This is a genomic window from Paenibacillus odorifer (genome assembly GCF_000758725.1).
In the GTDB taxonomy this organism is placed as follows: Bacteria; Bacillota; Bacilli; order Paenibacillales; family Paenibacillaceae; genus Paenibacillus_AQ; species Paenibacillus_AQ odorifer.
Map to the genome: position 1 here is coordinate 656,139 of NZ_CP009428.1, position 17,057 is coordinate 673,195.

16 protein-coding genes are annotated in these 17,057 nt (G+C 45.8%); 11 read left to right on the top strand and 5 right to left on the bottom strand.

Translation table 11 applies throughout. The features are described from left to right. The first annotated feature begins 17 nt into the window (after positions 1 to 17). Positions 18 to 2,450: a glycogen/starch/alpha-glucan phosphorylase gene (locus tag PODO_RS02860; RefSeq protein ID WP_038568597.1), complete on the top strand. Its 2,433-nt coding sequence runs from the start codon at positions 18 to 20 to the stop codon at positions 2,448 to 2,450. 86 nt (positions 2,451 to 2,536) lie between these two features. Here PODO_RS02860 and PODO_RS02865 read toward each other — a convergent pair whose 3' ends face one another. Beyond that, the gene (locus PODO_RS02865; protein ID WP_036676791.1) at positions 2,537 to 3,016 is read right to left on the bottom strand and encodes a GAF domain-containing protein; all 480 of its coding nucleotides are present in this window, start codon (positions 3,014 to 3,016) and stop codon (positions 2,537 to 2,539) included. Positions 3,017 to 3,244: 228 nt separating this feature from the next. On the opposite strand from PODO_RS02865, the gene PODO_RS02870 reads away from it, so the two are divergent. The 4 genes from PODO_RS02870 (at position 3,245) to PODO_RS30870 (ending at position 5,970) form a co-directional block, all read left to right on the top strand. Then, entirely contained in the window at positions 3,245 to 3,526 is a 282-nt protein-coding gene (locus tag PODO_RS02870) for a hypothetical protein (RefSeq protein ID WP_036676794.1), read from the top strand. A gap of 184 nt (positions 3,527 to 3,710) precedes the next feature. Then, positions 3,711 to 4,265, top strand: a complete 555-nt coding sequence (locus PODO_RS02875) for a GNAT family N-acetyltransferase (RefSeq protein ID WP_038568599.1) — start codon at positions 3,711 to 3,713, stop codon at positions 4,263 to 4,265. A 21-nt stretch (positions 4,266 to 4,286) separates the two neighbouring features. After that, positions 4,287 to 5,804 carry an MDR family MFS transporter gene (locus PODO_RS02880; RefSeq protein WP_038568601.1) on the top strand — a complete coding sequence of 506 codons (1,518 nt, stop codon included), beginning with the start codon at positions 4,287 to 4,289 and terminating at the stop codon, positions 5,802 to 5,804. A gap of 25 nt (positions 5,805 to 5,829) precedes the next feature. Further along, positions 5,830 to 5,970, top strand: coding sequence for a hypothetical protein (locus PODO_RS30870; protein ID WP_155288074.1), 141 nt, complete (start codon positions 5,830 to 5,832; stop codon positions 5,968 to 5,970). Positions 5,971 to 6,275: 305 nt separating this feature from the next. Here PODO_RS30870 and PODO_RS02885 read toward each other — a convergent pair whose 3' ends face one another. Together PODO_RS02885 and PODO_RS02890 are read right to left on the bottom strand one after the other, a co-directional pair. After that, positions 6,276 to 6,548: a hypothetical protein gene (locus PODO_RS02885; RefSeq protein ID WP_155288075.1), complete on the bottom strand. Its 273-nt coding sequence runs from the start codon at positions 6,546 to 6,548 to the stop codon at positions 6,276 to 6,278. 35 nt (positions 6,549 to 6,583) lie between these two features. Continuing rightward, a complete protein-coding gene (locus PODO_RS02890; protein WP_036676802.1) occupies positions 6,584 to 7,051 on the bottom strand; it encodes a MarR family winged helix-turn-helix transcriptional regulator in 468 nt (155 codons plus the stop codon). Positions 7,052 to 7,400: 349 nt separating this feature from the next. On the opposite strand from PODO_RS02890, the gene PODO_RS02895 reads away from it, so the two are divergent. The 3 genes from PODO_RS02895 to PODO_RS02905 all read left to right on the top strand — a co-directional run bounded on the left by PODO_RS02895 (position 7,401) and on the right by PODO_RS02905 (position 10,900). Next, a complete protein-coding gene (locus PODO_RS02895) occupies positions 7,401 to 8,744 on the top strand; it encodes an MFS transporter (protein ID WP_051490936.1) in 1,344 nt (447 codons plus the stop codon). Between the two features lie 159 nt (positions 8,745 to 8,903). Further along, complete coding sequence (locus tag PODO_RS02900) at positions 8,904 to 9,644, top strand: ABC transporter ATP-binding protein (protein WP_036676805.1); 741 nt, start codon at positions 8,904 to 8,906, stop codon at positions 9,642 to 9,644. After that, positions 9,641 to 10,900: an ABC transporter permease gene (locus PODO_RS02905; RefSeq protein ID WP_038568606.1), complete on the top strand. Its 1,260-nt coding sequence runs from the start codon at positions 9,641 to 9,643 to the stop codon at positions 10,898 to 10,900. Before PODO_RS02900 ends, PODO_RS02905 begins: the two co-directional genes overlap by 4 nt. Before the next feature lie 445 nt (positions 10,901 to 11,345). Here PODO_RS02905 and PODO_RS02910 read toward each other — a convergent pair whose 3' ends face one another. Next, the gene (locus PODO_RS02910) at positions 11,346 to 12,614 is read right to left on the bottom strand and encodes a BaiN/RdsA family NAD(P)/FAD-dependent oxidoreductase (RefSeq protein WP_038568608.1); all 1,269 of its coding nucleotides are present in this window, start codon (positions 12,612 to 12,614) and stop codon (positions 11,346 to 11,348) included. A gap of 280 nt (positions 12,615 to 12,894) precedes the next feature. On the opposite strand from PODO_RS02910, the gene PODO_RS02915 reads away from it, so the two are divergent. From PODO_RS02915 to nadE, 3 genes are all read left to right on the top strand, one after another. After that, positions 12,895 to 14,511 (top strand): ATP-binding protein, encoded by a 1,617-nt coding sequence (locus PODO_RS02915; protein WP_080742386.1) that lies wholly within the window; start codon positions 12,895 to 12,897, stop codon positions 14,509 to 14,511. A 120-nt stretch (positions 14,512 to 14,631) separates the two neighbouring features. Beyond that, positions 14,632 to 15,066 (top strand): BrxA/BrxB family bacilliredoxin, encoded by a 435-nt coding sequence (locus PODO_RS02920; protein WP_036676813.1) that lies wholly within the window; start codon positions 14,632 to 14,634, stop codon positions 15,064 to 15,066. Positions 15,067 to 15,234: 168 nt separating this feature from the next. Next, a complete protein-coding gene (nadE, locus tag PODO_RS02925) occupies positions 15,235 to 16,044 on the top strand; it encodes an NAD(+) synthase (protein ID WP_036676815.1) in 810 nt (269 codons plus the stop codon). 95 nt (positions 16,045 to 16,139) lie between these two features. On the opposite strand, the gene PODO_RS02930 is transcribed toward nadE, so the two are convergent. Next, on the bottom strand, positions 16,140 to 16,967 hold the full coding sequence (locus tag PODO_RS02930; protein ID WP_036676817.1) for an alpha/beta hydrolase: 828 nt from the start codon (positions 16,965 to 16,967) through the stop codon (positions 16,140 to 16,142). Between the last annotated feature and the right edge of the window lie 90 nt (positions 16,968 to 17,057).

A 17,057-nucleotide genomic window follows, 5' to 3' on the forward strand; every position in this document is an offset into this window, starting at 1 on the left:
TCAGGAGGAACCTGCTGTTGTTTAACGATAAAGAAACTTTCAAACAGGTGTTTCGCGAGACGCTCATCAGTAAATTGGGCAAACCTTTGGAGGAAGCCTCGAATGCTGATGTCTATAAAATATTAGGCAACATGATTCGCGAGAATGCCGGGAAAAATTGGGCGGATACCAATCAAAAGTACAAGACGGATAAGGATAAGCAGGTATACTATTTTTCTATGGAGTTTCTGATCGGAAGACTTCTGGGGAACAATCTGCTGAATATGGGCGTGCTGGAGGTCGTGCGTGAGGGATTGGCCGATCTTGGTTTCTCGCTGCAGGATATTGAGGAGGTAGAAGCCGACGCTGGGCTTGGCAATGGAGGACTTGGACGTCTAGCTGCTTGTTTCTTGGATTCACTGGCCTCCCTGCAATATGCGGGGCATGGTTGCGGTATACGTTATAAATACGGCTTGTTCGAGCAGAAAATCGTTGACGGGTATCAGGTGGAACTGCCCGATTACTGGCTGCAAAATGATAATGTATGGGAAGTGCGTCGTGAAGACAAGCAGGTAGAAGTAAGGTTCTGGGGCGTGATTGAGACTCGCGAGGAGAACGGGCGGCTTATCTTTGAGCATAGTCAATATGAGGCCGTTCGTGCAGTTCCGTATGATGTGCCTATCATTGGTGCAGATCGGCGGCATGTGAATACACTGCGCAACTGGAGTGCGGAGTCCATCACTCAGCCAGCGAGAACATTTGGCTCTTTTGCGGGTTCAGACTATCATAAATTCCTGGAATATAAGCGTTCCGTAGAATCCATCTCGGAGTTTCTGTATCCGGATGATTCACAATACGAAGGCAAGCTGTTGCGGTTGAAGCAGCAATACTTCCTCTGCAGTGCTGGCCTGCAAAGTATTCTGCGAACCTTTGGAAAGCTTGGACTCCCTATACAATCGTTGCCCGACAAGGTTGCACTTCATATCAATGATACACATCCGACGCTTGTAATCCCTGAATTGCTGCGGATTCTGATGGATGTACATGGATTAGGATGGGATGAGGCGTGGAGTATTACAACTCGTATGGTGTCCTATACTAATCATACGATCTTGAGCGAAGCGCTGGAGAAATGGCCTATTCAAATGGTCAGGGACTTGCTTCCACGTATTTTTCTTATTATTGAAGAGATCAATGCCCGCTTCTGCGGCGAGCTGATGAGCCGTTATCCCGGTGATCAGGACCGGATTTCACAGATGGCGATTATTCATGACGATCAGGTTCGCATGGCCCATCTGGCGATTGTGGCGAGCCATAGTGTCAATGGGGTAGCGGCGCTGCATACAGAAATATTGATGAAACGCGAAATGCGGCTCTTTAATGAAATGTACCCGCACCGCTTCAATAATAAGACGAATGGGATTACTCACCGGCGCTGGCTGATGCATGCCAATCCGGATCTGGCTAACCTAATCAATCAATCGATAGGAACCCGCTGGATGAGCCATCCGCAAGAGATGATTGGCTTGATTAAATATTGTGAGGATGCTTCCTTCCAAGAACAAGTGGCCAGCATTAAACGGCGGAATAAGCTCAAGTTGGCTGAATACATCTACAGCAAGCATTCGGTACATGTAGACCCCGACTCTATTTTTGATGTTCAGGTGAAGCGCCTGCATGCTTATAAGCGGCAGCTGCTTAATATTTTGCATATTCTGCATATGTACAACCAAATCAAAGATAATCCTTCGATGGATATGGTACCGCGCACGTTTATATTCGGAGCAAAGGCGGCACCAAGCTATCATTTGGCGAAGCGAATTATCAAGCTGATCAATACTGTGGCAGAGGCTGTCAACAAAGATCCGGATGTTAGAGGCAAGATTCGTATCTTTTTCCTTGAGAATTATTCGGTATCTTTGGCCGAGAAGATCATTCCTGCTGCGGATATTAGTGAACAGATCTCTACAGCGAGTAAAGAGGCCTCCGGTACGGGGAATATGAAGTTTATGATGAACGGTGCATTGACCGTAGGTACGATGGACGGCGCTAACGTGGAAATGCATGAGATGGTAGGGGACAACAATATGTTCCTGTTCGGTCTTCGCGCTGAGCAGGTAATGGATTATTATCAGCATGGCGGCTATCACGCACGTGATATCTACAATGGGGATAGTCGTGTGAAGGAAGTATTGGATCAGTTGGTTAATCCGGGACCTATATGCTGTCATGGTGCGGAGTTTGAGACCATTTTCCATTCTCTTTTGGATAATAACGATGAATTCTTTGTACTTAAGGATTTCGCAAGTTATGTCGAGACTCATGTCGAGATTGACCGGGCATACCGCAACCGTCAGGAATGGCTGAAGAAGTCTATTATAAATATTGGTCATTCCGGTAAATTCTCTAGCGATAATACGATTAGCCGCTACGCCGCGGAGATTTGGAATATCAGTCCGGTACGGCTATAGGCTCAACAAGATTAGGCTGTCTTATAAGTAGGAGATTCCTACAAATGAGACAGCCTATTTCTTATGCTTTATAAGGCAGAGCTGCTTTAGATAACTTCCGATACCAGGGCAGCGAACCGCTCCAGGAACCGGCGTTCCTCATCATCAAAACGATCTTTCAGCGGACTGTCGATATCGAGTACGCCAAGCAAACGATCATCCTTGATCAGCGGGACAACAATTTCGCTGTTTGAAGCTGCGTCACAGGCGATATGTCCCGGGAATGCATGGACATCTCCAACTACTAACGTGCGTCGTTCCGCAGCAGCCGTTCCGCAGACTCCACGAGACAACGGGATGCGGATGCAGGCAGGAAGACCTTGGAAAGGTCCGAGCACAAGCTCCTTGCCATCAAATAAATAAAAACCGGCCCAATTCGTATCCGGCATAGCGTGTTTAAGCAGTGCCGAAGCATTGGCCAGGTTGGCCGTAGCACTTGGTTCGTCCTTTACTAATGCTTCTAGTTGGATTAGAACCGCTTCAAACTGCTCGTTGCGTGTTCCATCGTAAGGCATAGCTTGAAACATGAAGCATCACCTTCCTGTACTTTAAATTCAAATATGAACTCATAACTGTAATTATCAACATAGTACAGCTAGACATGATACGTCAAGCGACAATACCAATCTGTAACAATATGGAATGTTCCTTGAAGTCCATGAAATGCGCAACAGCCACAATAATGTTTCCGAGGATCGGTCAGAGGGTAATGCTAGTATAAATACCGAAGGCTATATAGCCGGAAGAGGTGGAATATGCGCGCTGATGTACAGAACTTGTTCATAGGAATTCATATGCTTTATTGTGCACGGGATAAAGATGTGACGATCTCAGAGATGCTGCTCGGACTTGAAGATCTGGGGTATCGTGTAGGAGAACGCGAAGTGAAACAGGAATTGGAAAAGCTGACACTGGACAACTTTCTGACTGCCCATACCGAAGGGTACAGTATTACGGGGACTGGAATTGAAGAGTTCAAGGATATTCGAGCCAAACTTCAGGTGTTATGCAGTGAAGTTATTCATGAAGCGGAATGAAATCATTGTAGTTAAGTTGAATAAAAAGCGTCTGTATTTAGGGAGTGTATGCCCCCTGATGCAGACGTCTTTTTATGTTAACGCGTAGAATTTGTTCTTTTCAATGTTAAAGAATTTAGAACTTTTATCTTAAGGATATACTCTTGAATGATGTATAATTGATAAGTTGAAGGGGGGCAGAGATTTGTATATCTGCAATGGAGTGATACCCACACTGGTCGGCAGTAGATTGAAGCTGTGCGCTATGACTACTGAGCATGCTTCAGCATTATATCAGATCTGGTCTCATCCAGAGGTCACCCGCTGGCTGGGGGCTCCAGCATTATCCTCTATAGAAGAGACTAAGCAACTGATTGCTTTTTTATTACAGATGGCTCAGGAAGAGGAGAGCTTGCGCTGGAGTATTGTAGGACCCGAAGGTGAAGTTATAGGGAGCTGCGGTTATAACTATTGGCAGTTTCAGGGAGCTTACCGCGGGGAAATTGGCTGCGATCTGGCGCCTGCCTTTTGGGGACTTGGATATATGAAAGAAGCGCTTGGTTTAGTGCTCGACTTCGGCTTTAATAGGATGGGGCTGAATCGGATAGAAGCGCTGTGTCATCCTGATAATAATCGTGCGGAGAGGCTGGTTCAAACGCTCGGCTTTCAGAAGGAAGGTATACTGCGTCAATATCGCCAGACACCTTCCGGCTTTCAGGATGTGACCCTACATGCGCTTCTACGTGGGGAATGGGAATGATTTTATTACATAAAGAGAGGGATTGGAACATTGAAGTCAACAGGGGATTTAGAACGTAAATTAATACTGATAGGGGTGCTGCTAGCTACCTTTCTAGCTGCGATTGAAGGAACGGTAACAGGACCAGCGGGTCCAGCTATCGTAGGTGAATTTCAGGGAATGCAGTGGCTTAGCTGGATATTCACTTCTTATTTGCTGGCAATGGCTATTACTACTCCTATTTTCGGCAAAATCAGTGATCTCTTTGGACGCAAGCCGGTGTTCATGTGGGGGGCAGCTGTTTTTTTATTAGGCTCGTTATTATGCGGTATTTCGCAAAGTATGGAGCAGCTGATCCTGTTCCGTGCAATACAGGGGATTGGCGCGGGTGCGCTCATTCCAATGACCTTTACCATCATCGGGGATATTTACAGTATCGAGGAGAGAGCGAAGACACAAGGATTACTTAGCTCTGTATGGGGGATTTCCTCTTTGGTAGGTCCTCTTCTTGGGGGATATGTAGTAGATTACCTAAGCTGGCGCTGGGTATTTGTTTTTAATCTGCCATTCGGTTTATTAGCAATGGTATTTATTGCCCGTTATCTGAAGGAAGAGAAGGTACGTCGGAAAGCACAAATTGATGTGGCAGGGGTGCTGCTGTTCGCTGCTGGTATGGGCGCATTGCTCTTCGGTCTCTCCACAGGAGGACAGAATCTGGAGTGGACATCCCCACTGCTAATCGCAACTCTAAGTGTGGCTGTTATCCTGCTAGTCTTATTTTTCTTTGTGGAGCGTCGTGCTCCTGAACCTATGTTGCCGCTGGGTCTATTCTCGAACCGCAACATAGCGGTATCTACTGGCGCTAACCTGCTGGTAAGCACATTAATTATTGGGCTTTCTACGTATGTGCCATTATGGGTGCAGGGTGTATCCGGAAAAAGCGCCGCCATCTCAGGTTTGCTACTGGCGCCGATGTCGGTAGGCTGGATGTTTGGTTCGATCGCCGGAGGGCGGATGATTCTAAAAGCGGGTTCGCGTCGAACCGCAATGCTTGGGTTGATTATGATCGCTGCCGGGGCTATTGGCCTGGCTTTCTTAACAGGTGAGTCTTCACAGCTGCTGCTTTTATGCTTGATGCTGGTCTGTGGAGTTGGCTTCGGGTATTCTTCTACAGTCTTTACGATTATTGCGCAGTCCTCTGTTGCGTATGAGCAACGGGGAGCATCTACAGCGCTTAATGCGTTCACGCGTTCTTTAGGACAGACTGTTGGGGTGGCTATTTTTGGTTCTTGGCTGAACTTGAATATTGATAAGCTGTTAAGAAAACAACCGGATTCGAACATCTCAGGGGATGATATTAATAAGCTGCTTGGATCGCATGCAGGAACTAACCTGTCTGGGGAAGTATCAAATAGTCTGCGTGATGCCCTTGAAGGTGGTCTTCATTCATTATTTATCGTAATGGCAGTTTTCGCTGTTTTGTCGCTGATAATATCCTGGGGTTTGCGCAAGGGTGTGCCTTCAGTAGAGGATGCTACATCGTCCTTGAAAAAGGCATAACTTATTAGGTAGATAGCGTGTTAAAGTGGTTGAACCATACGAATTGACTCTTGGAGTGGCGCATGGAATGACGCACGGAATAGCGCATGGAGTGATACATGGACTAACGGACGGAGTAGCACATGGAATCACGCACGGAATAACGGACGGTGGCACGCCAGATTGATGTAACCTCTAGAGTAGAGCGTCGATGGAAGCAGTGGATAGACGCGTTTAGTTGTATTTCGTACAACTATAATCCTGCCGGTAACTTTTTCAATGGATATAGCTGTATTTAGTACACCTATTTTCTTGATTTACTCGCCTAGGGGTGGTTTGTCTGGTTTTTAATTGTACAGAATACACTTAAAGTTAGAATGAGCCGATTTGCATACGAAATAGCTGTATAGAATGCAGTTATTCCCTAAGTTACTGCTCAGGTTCATCAAGATCCGGCGCTGAAAATATAGCGGGTTACATCAAAAGTGAATTTTACCGAGAGCGATAGTAACGGTCAGCTGAAAGGGACGCCCAATCGGAAGCGTGCTCGCCAAGTCCAATCGGAAGCATGCTTGCAAGTCCTGCCGAATAAGGATGACTATGATCCGAGGTTTGCCAAAAGCGGACCTCAAAGTCCGTCTTCGGCATCGACTTACCGATCATCTGCTCAAGTAAGCCGGCGCAGAACAAAAAAACCAATAGGCGATTCTCAAATAAATCGGAGAATCGCCTATTGGTTTTCTTTTTACCATTAACAGAAATCAAGAATAGCTTGTCTGTAACACATAAATAAGCGACTCTTACTTACGAGGAAGAGGGGACAGCTTCTCAGCTTGTAGACCCATCTTTTTGAGCAGAACAATCATTTGTTCCTTCTCATCATCATTCAGACCGCTGAAAGCAAGATGCAGGCGTTCTGAATATTTCGGATACATCTCATTCATGAGACGTTCACCTTCCGTAGTCAGCTCCGCAAAAATCACACGGCGGTCGCTCGGACAAGGCTTACGCTGCAAATAGCCGCGTTCCTCAAGCTTATCGATTACGTAAGTAACGTTGCCGCTTTGCAGCAGCAGCTTGGCGCCAATTTGTTGAATGGGTTGTGGTCCCTTATAGTACAACACTTCCATAACGGCAAAGGCAGTCGGATTAAAACCTTCAATTTTGCTGCCGGTAACAGCATGTTCATTAATGCTCTTAAAAGACTTGGCAAATACCCGGTACAAATGTAGTGTTAATTGCGTATCACGTTCGTAAGATTGTATCATGCTTCTCCACCCTCTATCGTTAATCATGTGTGAACTCATCGCACAGTTTGCAATCAATAGTCATTAGTGCACGGGTTACCTGTGCAACGAACCTTGAGATAACCTTAGAATACGTGAAAGAGCGAATGAAGAACATGTGATTTGTCACAATGAGCACACTTTTAATTATTAAAAATCAAACAATTTTTTAAATACGATAAAAACGAAGGTTTTTTTGATTTCAGTCTTTGAAAGGATAAGAATTTCAGCCTTAGGTTCAAGCGCTATTTACGCCTCCAGACGGATGATTGATGTTCTCCAATATTTTACTATTACTTCATCGAGAAATAGTAACGGGGAGTGAAGTAAGATGGAGGAACAGCTGGCTCATGATTCAAAAGAAGGAAAGCTGACGGCGAATAAGCCCTTTATGCTGCTTATTGCCGCACAGCTTGTATCGAATGTGGGAGACTGGTTGCATATACTAGCGCTACTGACAATGGTAGGTTTTAAATGGAATGCTACACCGTGGGAAATTACGGCTATATCTTTATGTATGGCTGTGCCGTTGCTCTTGGGAGGGCCGTTTGCAGGTTATTTAAGTGATCGTTTTAACCGCAAGGCGCTGATGATTGGTTCCGATCTAGCTCGTGCCGGAATCGTTGTTTGTTTGGTATTTGCAGGTTCTCTCTGGCAGGTATATGTCCTGTTGGTAGCTAAAGGGATCATGGATGTACTCTTTTCACCAGCCAAAAGCGGAAAGCTCAAGGAGCTTGTCCCTGCGGCCCAGATGGATAAAGCCATGGCGCTTAGCTCATCTATTGAACAAATAACCAAAATTGTAGGTCCTGCTCTAGGTGGACTGCTGGTTGCCGCATTTGGTATTGCCGCTTGTTATGTGATTGACTCGGCTACCTTCATTTTATCGGCGGTCATCTTAATAGGACTGCCGCGTGCGGCTGCACTGAAGAAAGATGCAGCAGAGGATAGCACAGGGGAGAATGGTGCTCGGAAGTCTTTTCGCCAAGAAATGTCGGCGGGTCTGCAGGTGATCGTGGGAATGCCTGTAGTGCTTTGCGGGATTGCTATGCTGGTGCTAGTGCTGCTAATGCTGCAAATTGGTGATTCGCAGATTGTAACGTTATTCCGGGAAATTCCGGGTGTGAACGGAGATCTGCTGGGTTGGTGTGTGGCAGCCAGTGGTCTTGGCACCTTACTGTCTGCCCTGCTTGTAAGCCGTATAGGCAGTGGTAAACATACGCTCGTCTTCATGGGATTGGGAGCTGTAATTATGGGGGTTGTTTTCTCAAGTGCAGGAATTGTAACTGCCCACGGTCAGGCTGGACTCTGGATGAACATCGCTTTGTTTGGTTCTTTTATGTTTGCTGGTGTGGGAGCAGGCCTTGCGTTTATTCCCTTCAATTCTATGCTGCAACAGCGGACCCCTGCGGAATACACGGGCCGTGTATTTGGAACTATAGGCAGTCTAACAAGTGCGGCTGTTATCTTAGGACCTGTAGCCGGTGGGGCTTTAGTTACAGCGTCAGGACCTGTCCCGGCGTTCATTCTCTCTGGTACGCTTACAGCCCTGCTTGGAGTGTTGCTGTTAATGCTGCGTGGTAAAATCGAGCGGAGAGATGAAGCGGCAATTAAACGTGAGGAAGGAATTTCAGCAACAAATAACCTAGAGCTTCTCGGACAGACCTCTCTTTAATGGGAGGTTTCTTTTTAAATATAAGAGTAGTTCTCTTAGCTGTGAAAAAATCAGTATGCTTCCTTGGAGAAAGTATATATAGTACGATTAGAGAAGCTATCTTTCTGGATTGGAATTTCGATAATAATATTTATAAGAAATATTTAGGAGTTGGCGAATATGGAGAATGTAGAAATAACAGGGGATACCGAGAGCGACGAAGAGATTGTACTCGATGTTGAGATCGATGAAGCAGGCTATGAAGCAGGTGCCCCATGCATATTCGATATTTCATTTCAGGTGCGGCGTGGACAGCTGCTCGGACTGATCGGACCAAATGGTGCGGGAAAAAGTACTACAATCAAAACATTGCTCGGTTTGCTTAAGAATACCAAAGCTAAGGTCTCCTTTAATGGAGTTAATAAGTCCTATGCTTATGTACCGGAGCAGCCAGTGTTTTATGAGGATCTGACCTTATGGGAGCACTTAGATTTGGCTGCTGCTGCTTATGGACTAAAATATGAGCAGTTTCAAGAAACGGCGGAGAGATTACTGAAGCAGTTCGGTATGAATCATGTCCGTGATGATCTTCCAGCTGGCTTCTCTAAGGGTATGAAACAGAAAATGATGCTGATGCTGGGCTTTTTGGTACAGCCGGATGTTTATATTGTGGACGAGCCTTTTATCGGCTTGGATCCTCGGGCCACTAAAGATTTCCTGCGACTGCTGGAAGCGGAGCGGCAGCGCGGAGCTGGTGTATTAATGTCTACGCATGTATTGGATACTGCTGAGAAAATTTGCGATGATTTTGTGCTGATCTCGGGTGGCAGGGTTGCCGCTGCAGGAACGCTTGAAGATATACGTGATTATGCTGGGCTGCCGGAGGCGTCGTTGTTTGATTGCTTCGACGAACTGACATGAGTAAGCAGAAGCAGCGAGGGTTTGCTTTTCCTACCTCCAAAAAGCTATTCTGGCGGCGATTATTTTCTCATTGGCGTGAGCAATCTGCTATTATTCGTACGGCAGCAGATTGGACTGTGCTGTTATATATACTGATTCCCGGAGGATTTCTGGGAGGACGGTTATATTACGGGTTCTGGAATGAGGCACTGCCAGCTTGGAGTGCAGATTTGCCGTTTATGTTGATTCCTTCATTATTAGTGCTCCTGCTCTGTAGAGGTGGACTGGTGCTATTATTGCAGGAAGGGGATCTATTATTTCTAAGACAACGGCAGCGATGGATAAATACGATCATGTTTCGCGGGTTGCTGTACAGCCTGATCGTAACATCGTTGAAGTTCTGTGTAGCTTTTGTGCTGTTATTACCTTTCCTGGTTCGGGGATATGGAATGCTGTCATCCGAGGTATGGGCGCTGTTCGCTCTAACTCTGGCATGTAGCTGGTGCGTTAAATTACTTGGGCATATTGTAAAAGTACAAAAGCAAGGCTGGCGGCGCTGGCTGTGGCTGATTCTGGCCATCTCCGTTCCCTGTGGGATTTATTTCCGTGCAGCTGCGTTTTGGAACAACCGTCCAGTTTTTATGCTGCTGATTGCAGCACTCTTTGCAGTCGTAGCGGTAATCGCTCTTCAGCGGCGTATAGTGATGCGTGGGACATTCATGAACGATGTGCGTGAAGATTATAAGCAGCGGATGAAAATAGCGGCCCTATTGCTCCGCGGCGTACTGGATAAGCCACGTCCGACCCGCCATAAGCCGTGGATTTTCCGGAAATCACAGCCTTTGCTAAAATCAAAAACTGCCGAGAGCCGTTTCTCTGCGGCAGCGATTAAGGCACTTGTACGGAATCCTGCCCATTTAAAGCTCTACTTATCGTTTACTGCTGTGTCCCTTCTAGCGATATTTATCATTCCATCAGGGTTCAAATGGCTGGGTTTTATAGTTTTAATTTCCCTCATGACCAATTGGCTGTTGTCGTTCTGGTCGTTATTCGTGGGAGATGATTACATCGGAATTCTGCCGTTTACGAAAGAACAAAAAGCCGAAGCGGGGCTGCGTGCGGTCCCTATCTTACTGCTTCCTTTTTCAATCATTTGTTCTGCGCTGATCTGTATTTCCTTATATGGATGGTTTGGGATTATCCTGTTCATCCCGCTAGGTTATATCGTTGCACTGTTTAGCTCTAGAATATTTGGAACATTTCGCTTAGCGAAATAAAGATATAAATAGAACGGAAGAGTGCCCCATAAGCCGTAAAAAGGCTGCTGGGGCACTCTTCTTTTTTTGTCTTGATTCGATCTATTGCACGCACGTACGTATGAGGTACCTAGCTAGCCTATCGGACACAGCTGCTCCTAAACATACTATTTTTCCACTTTTGGGATGCTAACGGACTCCATAGTTGCTATTGCCATGAAAAACACCATATATGAGCCTCATTATAAGGAATAGCGTCGTTGGAGTCCGAAACCCTGCCAATAAGGTGAAAAATACGTAAATAACGTCATCTGGGTCCGAAGCCGCAGTAGCTGATTAGGCAGACGCTCCACATAGCTAACGAACCCAAAACAGAGGAGCGATTCTCTAATTAATGAGAGAATCGCACGGTCCGCCATTTTCAAAGCAGTAAGCTGCTTGGAGGATATTCACGTTGCACTAGAGATTATCCCAGTCGAATGTCAGCGGCGTGTTTGCCTGCTGTATATCCTGTTGAGAAGGCCGCTGTTATATTGTAGCCTCCTGTATAGCCATGGATATCGAGTACCTCGCCGCAGAAGAATAACCCCGGCATAAGCTTCGATTCCATTCTTTTGGGATCGATCTCCTTCAGATTTACCCCACCGCCGGTAACAAAGGCCTCGGATAGGGACCGGGTGCCATGCACATAAACCGGCATGCGTTTCAAAATCCCAGCCAATAGAAGCAATCCATTCTTGGAGACGTGATGACCGGTTGTATCCCCATCTAATTCAGCTTTAGTCAGCAAGAGGGGGATGAGACGTTCTGGCAACAGTCCTTTCAGCGAATTGCGGATCGCTTTCTTTGGTTCCTGATCCAGCTTATCCTGCAACATAGATTCTACTTCCTGTGCGTTCAGATCAGGGAAGAGATCGATGGACATCTCCACCGTATCTGTGCCGGATTTACGTTGGACTTGTCTCAGAAATTGGCTGCACCGCAGTGCAATGGGTCCTGATAATCCAAAATGGGTGAATATCATATCCCCTCGATGAGAGATGACCTTCTTTCCTTTCGGATTCCACACAGTGAGGGCTACATCACGTAGCGACAGACCTTGCAGCTCGCCGGACTTAATCCATTCTTCCCGTGAAAGAATCGGCACCTCTGTCGGGAACAGCTCGGTGATCGTGTGCCCTGCGGCTTCTGCCCAAGGGTAACCATCTCCCGTGGAGCCGGTCTGTGGTACGGACTTGCCTCCGGTAGCGATGATAACAGCAGTGCAGGCGATCGTCTTGCCCGAGCTCAGTTGGACTCCCTTAACAGCCCCTTCGTTATAGATTATTCTTGAGACGGGACTGTCGGTCATAATCTGTACGCCTAGACTCCGTACTTTGCTAATTAAGGCAGAGACGACACTAGAGGCCTTATCGGAAACGGGAAACATCCGCCCGTTATCTTCTTCTTTTAATGCAATGCCTAAACCTTCAAAAAAGGCGATGATATCCTGATTATTAAAATGGTCGAAGGCACTATACAAAAAACGCCCGTTTCCTGGAATATGGGCGATTAGCTCGTCTCTTTCCTTGACGTTGGTAACATTGCAGCGTCCGCCACCAGATATTCCGAGCTTTCGGCCTAGTTTTGCTCCCTTGTCGATTAGCAGAACGGATGCCCCGTGTTCTGCAGCGGCCACGCTTGCCATTAGACCCGAAGGGCCGCCCCCAATGACGATCACATCGTAATTGCTCATGAAATTTAACTCCTTTACATGTTAAGACACGGAAGCCTATTCCGCGGGTATTCCTAACGGAATCATACCATTCTGATTCACATGTAACCAGTCTTGTCCAATCATTAGGTGATTATCGTTGTCAGGAGAGTAATCCTGTGCTTTAATCTAAGCATGTAGGGTAATTTGTCCATTTTGGGGTGTGATTGTAATTATTGGTGCGGTTAAGGATATCTTATTGCAAATATCGGCAGCATGCTCCTTTCTTTTTCTTTTTCAATGGTGGGTGGACCGTAGATTTGTGACACGGAAAAAGGGGAAGCTTCCAAATGATCAGACCTTTTTGATTTTTGCGTGTACGTTTAGTCTTATCCTGTGCTCTCTTCTTTCGACAACTTTGTTTGGTGTAGCCTATTTAAATTTAGGATTAGTCCCTGCGTATATTGGTATTTTATATGGAACTACCCGTTCGGGCATTTTGCTGTCCATTTTTTTGCTTATCTGCAATGTAATCATCGCGGAGCCTACAGGAATCAGTAATGTGATATTGAATTCAGGGATTTTATTATATCCGCTACTGTTTGGACTGGCCAAACCTTTTAAGAAAGGTACAGTAGTTGAGAAGATCGGTATGTTATGGATGATTCTTTGTCCAAGCATGCTATTTATTGCGTTAGTCCCTATTATAGGCGGGGAAAATATATATGAATCTAATTCCGTGCAAGCATTTCTGATTACGGTATATCTGTTTTTCACCATCGCTTTAGGTGGTATTTTTGTATATTATGTTGAGATGGTTAGAAGTAGATTGCAGGATAAAGTACAGATGGAGAATATCAGTGAAAGTTTCCAGTGGGAGTCCGAGAAGCTGCAGCAGATTACCAATGTAGTCCCTCTGAGTATTATGTCTCTGGATGAACACGGAGTTGTAACTGACCTTAACGATTGCATGTTAGGAATGATGCGGGCTCATTATCCCAATTTGCGAAAAGAGGATATTATTGACGAACCGGTAAAAAAGTTTTTTCACAGCTCAGTGGATACACAGGCATATATGCGGGTAAGTGATAATATCCGCTCTAAACGGCGTTCCAGTGAAAAAATGATTCATGAGTCGCGCATCTATCAGATTTATTCAGCGCCGTTAATGCATAAGAGCTCAGGGGTAACAAGTGGTGCTGTAATTATTGTGCAGGATATGACCAATGAGGAAAAACTACGTGTAGAGCTCGATCATGTGGAACGTTTGAGCTTGGTCGGGCAGATGGCTGCTGGAATTACCCATGAGATTCGTAATCCTATGGCGGTAGTTCGGGGTTTTTTGCAGCTGATGAGAGAAAAGAGTGCTCAAGAATTGGATTCTTATTATCAGATTGTGATGGAAGAGCTGGACCGCGCTAATAGTATTATTAATGATTTTTTATCCTTGGCACAGAGCCGGGTTTCTGATAAAGAGAAGGTGCTGCTGCACCATATTATAGAAGAAGTTAGTCCATTGCTGTGGGCTGATGCTAATCTTCGCGGTCAAAGTGTTGAACTGAAGCTGAGCCCATCACTGCATGAATTAGAGCTGAATGTCCGGGAAATCAAGCAGCTCATACTCAATTTAGGACGCAACGGCATGGAGGCTATGGGACCTAAGGGGGTGCTGACGCTGGAAACACGCAGTACTCATGATAAAGTGGAGTTGATTGTCACCGATAGCGGCGTTGGTATGTCAGAAAGTCAACGTGAGAAGCTGTTTCTTCCCTTTTTTACGACGAAAATCCAGGGAACAGGTCTAGGCTTATCCTTGTGCCTAAGTATTGTGGAGCGGCATAACGGTAAAATAAATGTAGAGTCTGTAGAAGGAGAGGGGACGGTATTTACGATCTCCTTCCCATTGGATAAGGAGGAACCCAGCGGGGTTCGCTCTTAGATTGAATCACCCTCTACAGCATCTCTTGCTTTCACAGAGTATGAATGTATAATAAAGTTAGTAAGTACTGCTGTAATATTATCTGACAAACAGTTGAAAAGTGAAGGAGAGTGCAGAGAAATGTCCATGTCTTTTAATCAATATATGAGAGATTCAATTCAGCCTATGCGTGATGACCTGACAAGTATCGGGTTTCAGGAGCTTATGACTCCAGAAGAGGTGGAAGCTACTCTTCCAACCGCAAAAGGAACATCGCTTGTAGTCGTAAATTCGGTCTGTGGTTGTGCTGCTGGACAATGTCGTCCAGGTGTAGCTCAGGCTTTGCAAAATGAAATCACTCCGGATCACTTGTTCACAGTGTTTGCAGGTCAAGAGAAAGAAGCTACTGCTAAAGCACGTGAATATTTTGCTCCTTATCCGCCATCCTCACCTTCCATCGCACTGATGAAGGATGGAGAACTCGTTCACTTTATTGAACGTCATGGCGTAGAAGATCGTTCGGCTGCTGAAATTGCTGCTGAATTGAAAGAGGTCTTCAATCGTTTGTGCCAGTAAAAACAGTTATTCCATATAATCTCGCATCAGCCGGCAAATTGGCTGCATGCGGGATTTTTCAAAATATAAGAGCAATAATGGGATAGAATATGCTTAGAAGCATGAGCTTCGTTTGGGTGGATATTTTGATGGATATGGAACCATTTCTGATGGAACGAGGTGTGTTTGGTGAGTTTACAGAAGGAAATTATTGCGGATCTTGGCGTGAAGCCAACGATTGATGTAGAGGTTGAGGCACGCAAACGGGTTGATTTCTTAAAGTCGTACGTGCTGAACGCAGGGGCTAAAGGATTATTGATCGCCATTAGTGGTGGAGTGGACAGTGCGGTAGCCGCGGGTCTTTGTAAACAGGCTACGGACGAGCTGTCGGCAGAAAAAGGCACAGAGTATATGACGCTTGGAGTATTCCAGCCTTATGGGGTTCAGGAAGATATCGAGCACAGCTATGATGTTGCCAAAGCTTTTAATCTGACTCATACTGTGGAGACCAACATTGAGGAAGCTGTAAATGAAATTGCCCTTGAAGTTGAGCATGGTCTGAAATCAATAGGCCAACACCGCCATATGACGCATCAAGGCAAAGGAAATGTTAAAGCCAGAACACGTATGGTTATGCAATATGCACTCGCTTTTGAGAACAATCTGATTGTAGTAGGAACGGATCATGCTTCTGAAGCAATTACCGGCTTCTACACGAAGTGGGGCGATGGCGCTGTAGATATTACACCACTATCCACACTTAATAAACGTCAGGTACGTCAGCTGGCTGCACATATTGGTGTGCCTGCGGATATTGTCACAAAAGCACCTACGGCGGGCTTATGGCCGGGTCAGACGGATGAAACCGAGCTGGGCATTACTTATGACGATAACAGTGACTATCTGGAAGGTAAACAGGTTAATCCTGAGGTAGCTGAGAAGCTTGAGAATTATTACCGGAGAACGGCACATAAGCGTAATGTTATTCCGGGGATTTAGAATAGGTTGAACTAGAAATCGCCACGGGTCTGCGTAGCAGCAGAGCTCGTGGCGGTTTTTGTGAGTTGGATAGCTGGATAGACTAAGAAGAATAATTATTCGGTAAGCGTAAGTGTCTGATCGATAAAATTAGTTGTCGCAGCAATCGCGAGCTCTAATTGCGGAGTCGTGCCAGCAAAAGGATGCACAGTGTTGAACGTATGATTACCCTCAGGAACCTGCACCCAGCTAATATCTGGCCGAAGTTTGATGAGATGCTCAGACCCTTGGCGGAGATGTACTCCATCTTGACTGCCTTGAATAAGAACAACTGGGAAGGACGCTTTCTGTATGCGTTCAAGGATGTTATAACGTTCTTTGTTGTTCTCCATATCTTCTAAAATTACAGCATCCAGCGGCATTTGTTGGCCAGTACGTCCATTAAGGACATAGGTTCTTCCTGTTTCCTTCATCTGCTGCTTTTGTTCTTCCGTCAGCAAATCGAGTTTCGTAACCCCGTTCCAGGAGATTACTCCGCTGATCTCATTGGGATGATCAAGCGTGTAGACCAAACAAATTCCCCCTCCGAGACTGTGGCCGAGAAGGAATAAGGGCAAGCTGCCGAATTTCGGGTGTTGGCTAAGATAAGACAACAGGATTTCCATGTCCTTTAAGCTACGGCGATAGGTGTTGCGGGCGAACTTCTCAAGCTCAGTGAAATGCAGCAGATCTTCTCCGATGCCAGCATGAGAGAAGTTAAAAGTGATCACTTCATGCTCCTGGCTGAGAGTTGTGGCTATGTAAGGAAACATTCCCCAATCTTTAAAACCTTTGTAGCCATGGGCTATAACTATAACGCTTTTGGCTTTGCCTTGGGCTGGGAAGTGTGAGCAGCGGAGAACAGCTCCGTCTCCGGCAGGTATTTCAAAATTACGATGATTCATAGGGTAATCCCCTCTCCATATATAAAAATGAAGTAAATCAGCAAGTTTATCGTGAAGTCGCTGGATAGACTTAGAGCGCATTTTCTTTTA

What these genes read in the sequence shown, in the direction of transcription:
- PODO_RS02865 (WP_036676791.1), bottom strand. Translation starts at nt 3,016, where the DNA reads ATGTTTCAAGCTATGCCTTACGATGGAACACGCAACGAGCAGTTTGAA.
- PODO_RS02870 (WP_036676794.1), top strand. Translation starts at nt 3,245, where the DNA reads ATGCGCGCTGATGTACAGAACTTGTTCATAGGAATTCATATGCTTTAT.
- PODO_RS02890 (WP_036676802.1), bottom strand. Translation starts at nt 7,051, where the DNA reads ATGATACAATCTTACGAACGTGATACGCAATTAACACTACATTTGTAC.
- PODO_RS02895 (WP_051490936.1), top strand. Translation starts at nt 7,401, where the DNA reads ATGGAGGAACAGCTGGCTCATGATTCAAAAGAAGGAAAGCTGACGGCG.
- PODO_RS02900 (WP_036676805.1), top strand. Translation starts at nt 8,904, where the DNA reads ATGGAGAATGTAGAAATAACAGGGGATACCGAGAGCGACGAAGAGATT.
- PODO_RS02905 (WP_038568606.1), top strand. Translation starts at nt 9,641, where the DNA reads ATGAGTAAGCAGAAGCAGCGAGGGTTTGCTTTTCCTACCTCCAAAAAG.
- PODO_RS02910 (WP_038568608.1), bottom strand. Translation starts at nt 12,614, where the DNA reads ATGAGCAATTACGATGTGATCGTCATTGGGGGCGGCCCTTCGGGTCTA.
- PODO_RS02920 (WP_036676813.1), top strand. Translation starts at nt 14,632, where the DNA reads ATGTCCATGTCTTTTAATCAATATATGAGAGATTCAATTCAGCCTATG.
- PODO_RS02930 (WP_036676817.1), bottom strand. Translation starts at nt 16,967, where the DNA reads ATGAATCATCGTAATTTTGAAATACCTGCCGGAGACGGAGCTGTTCTC.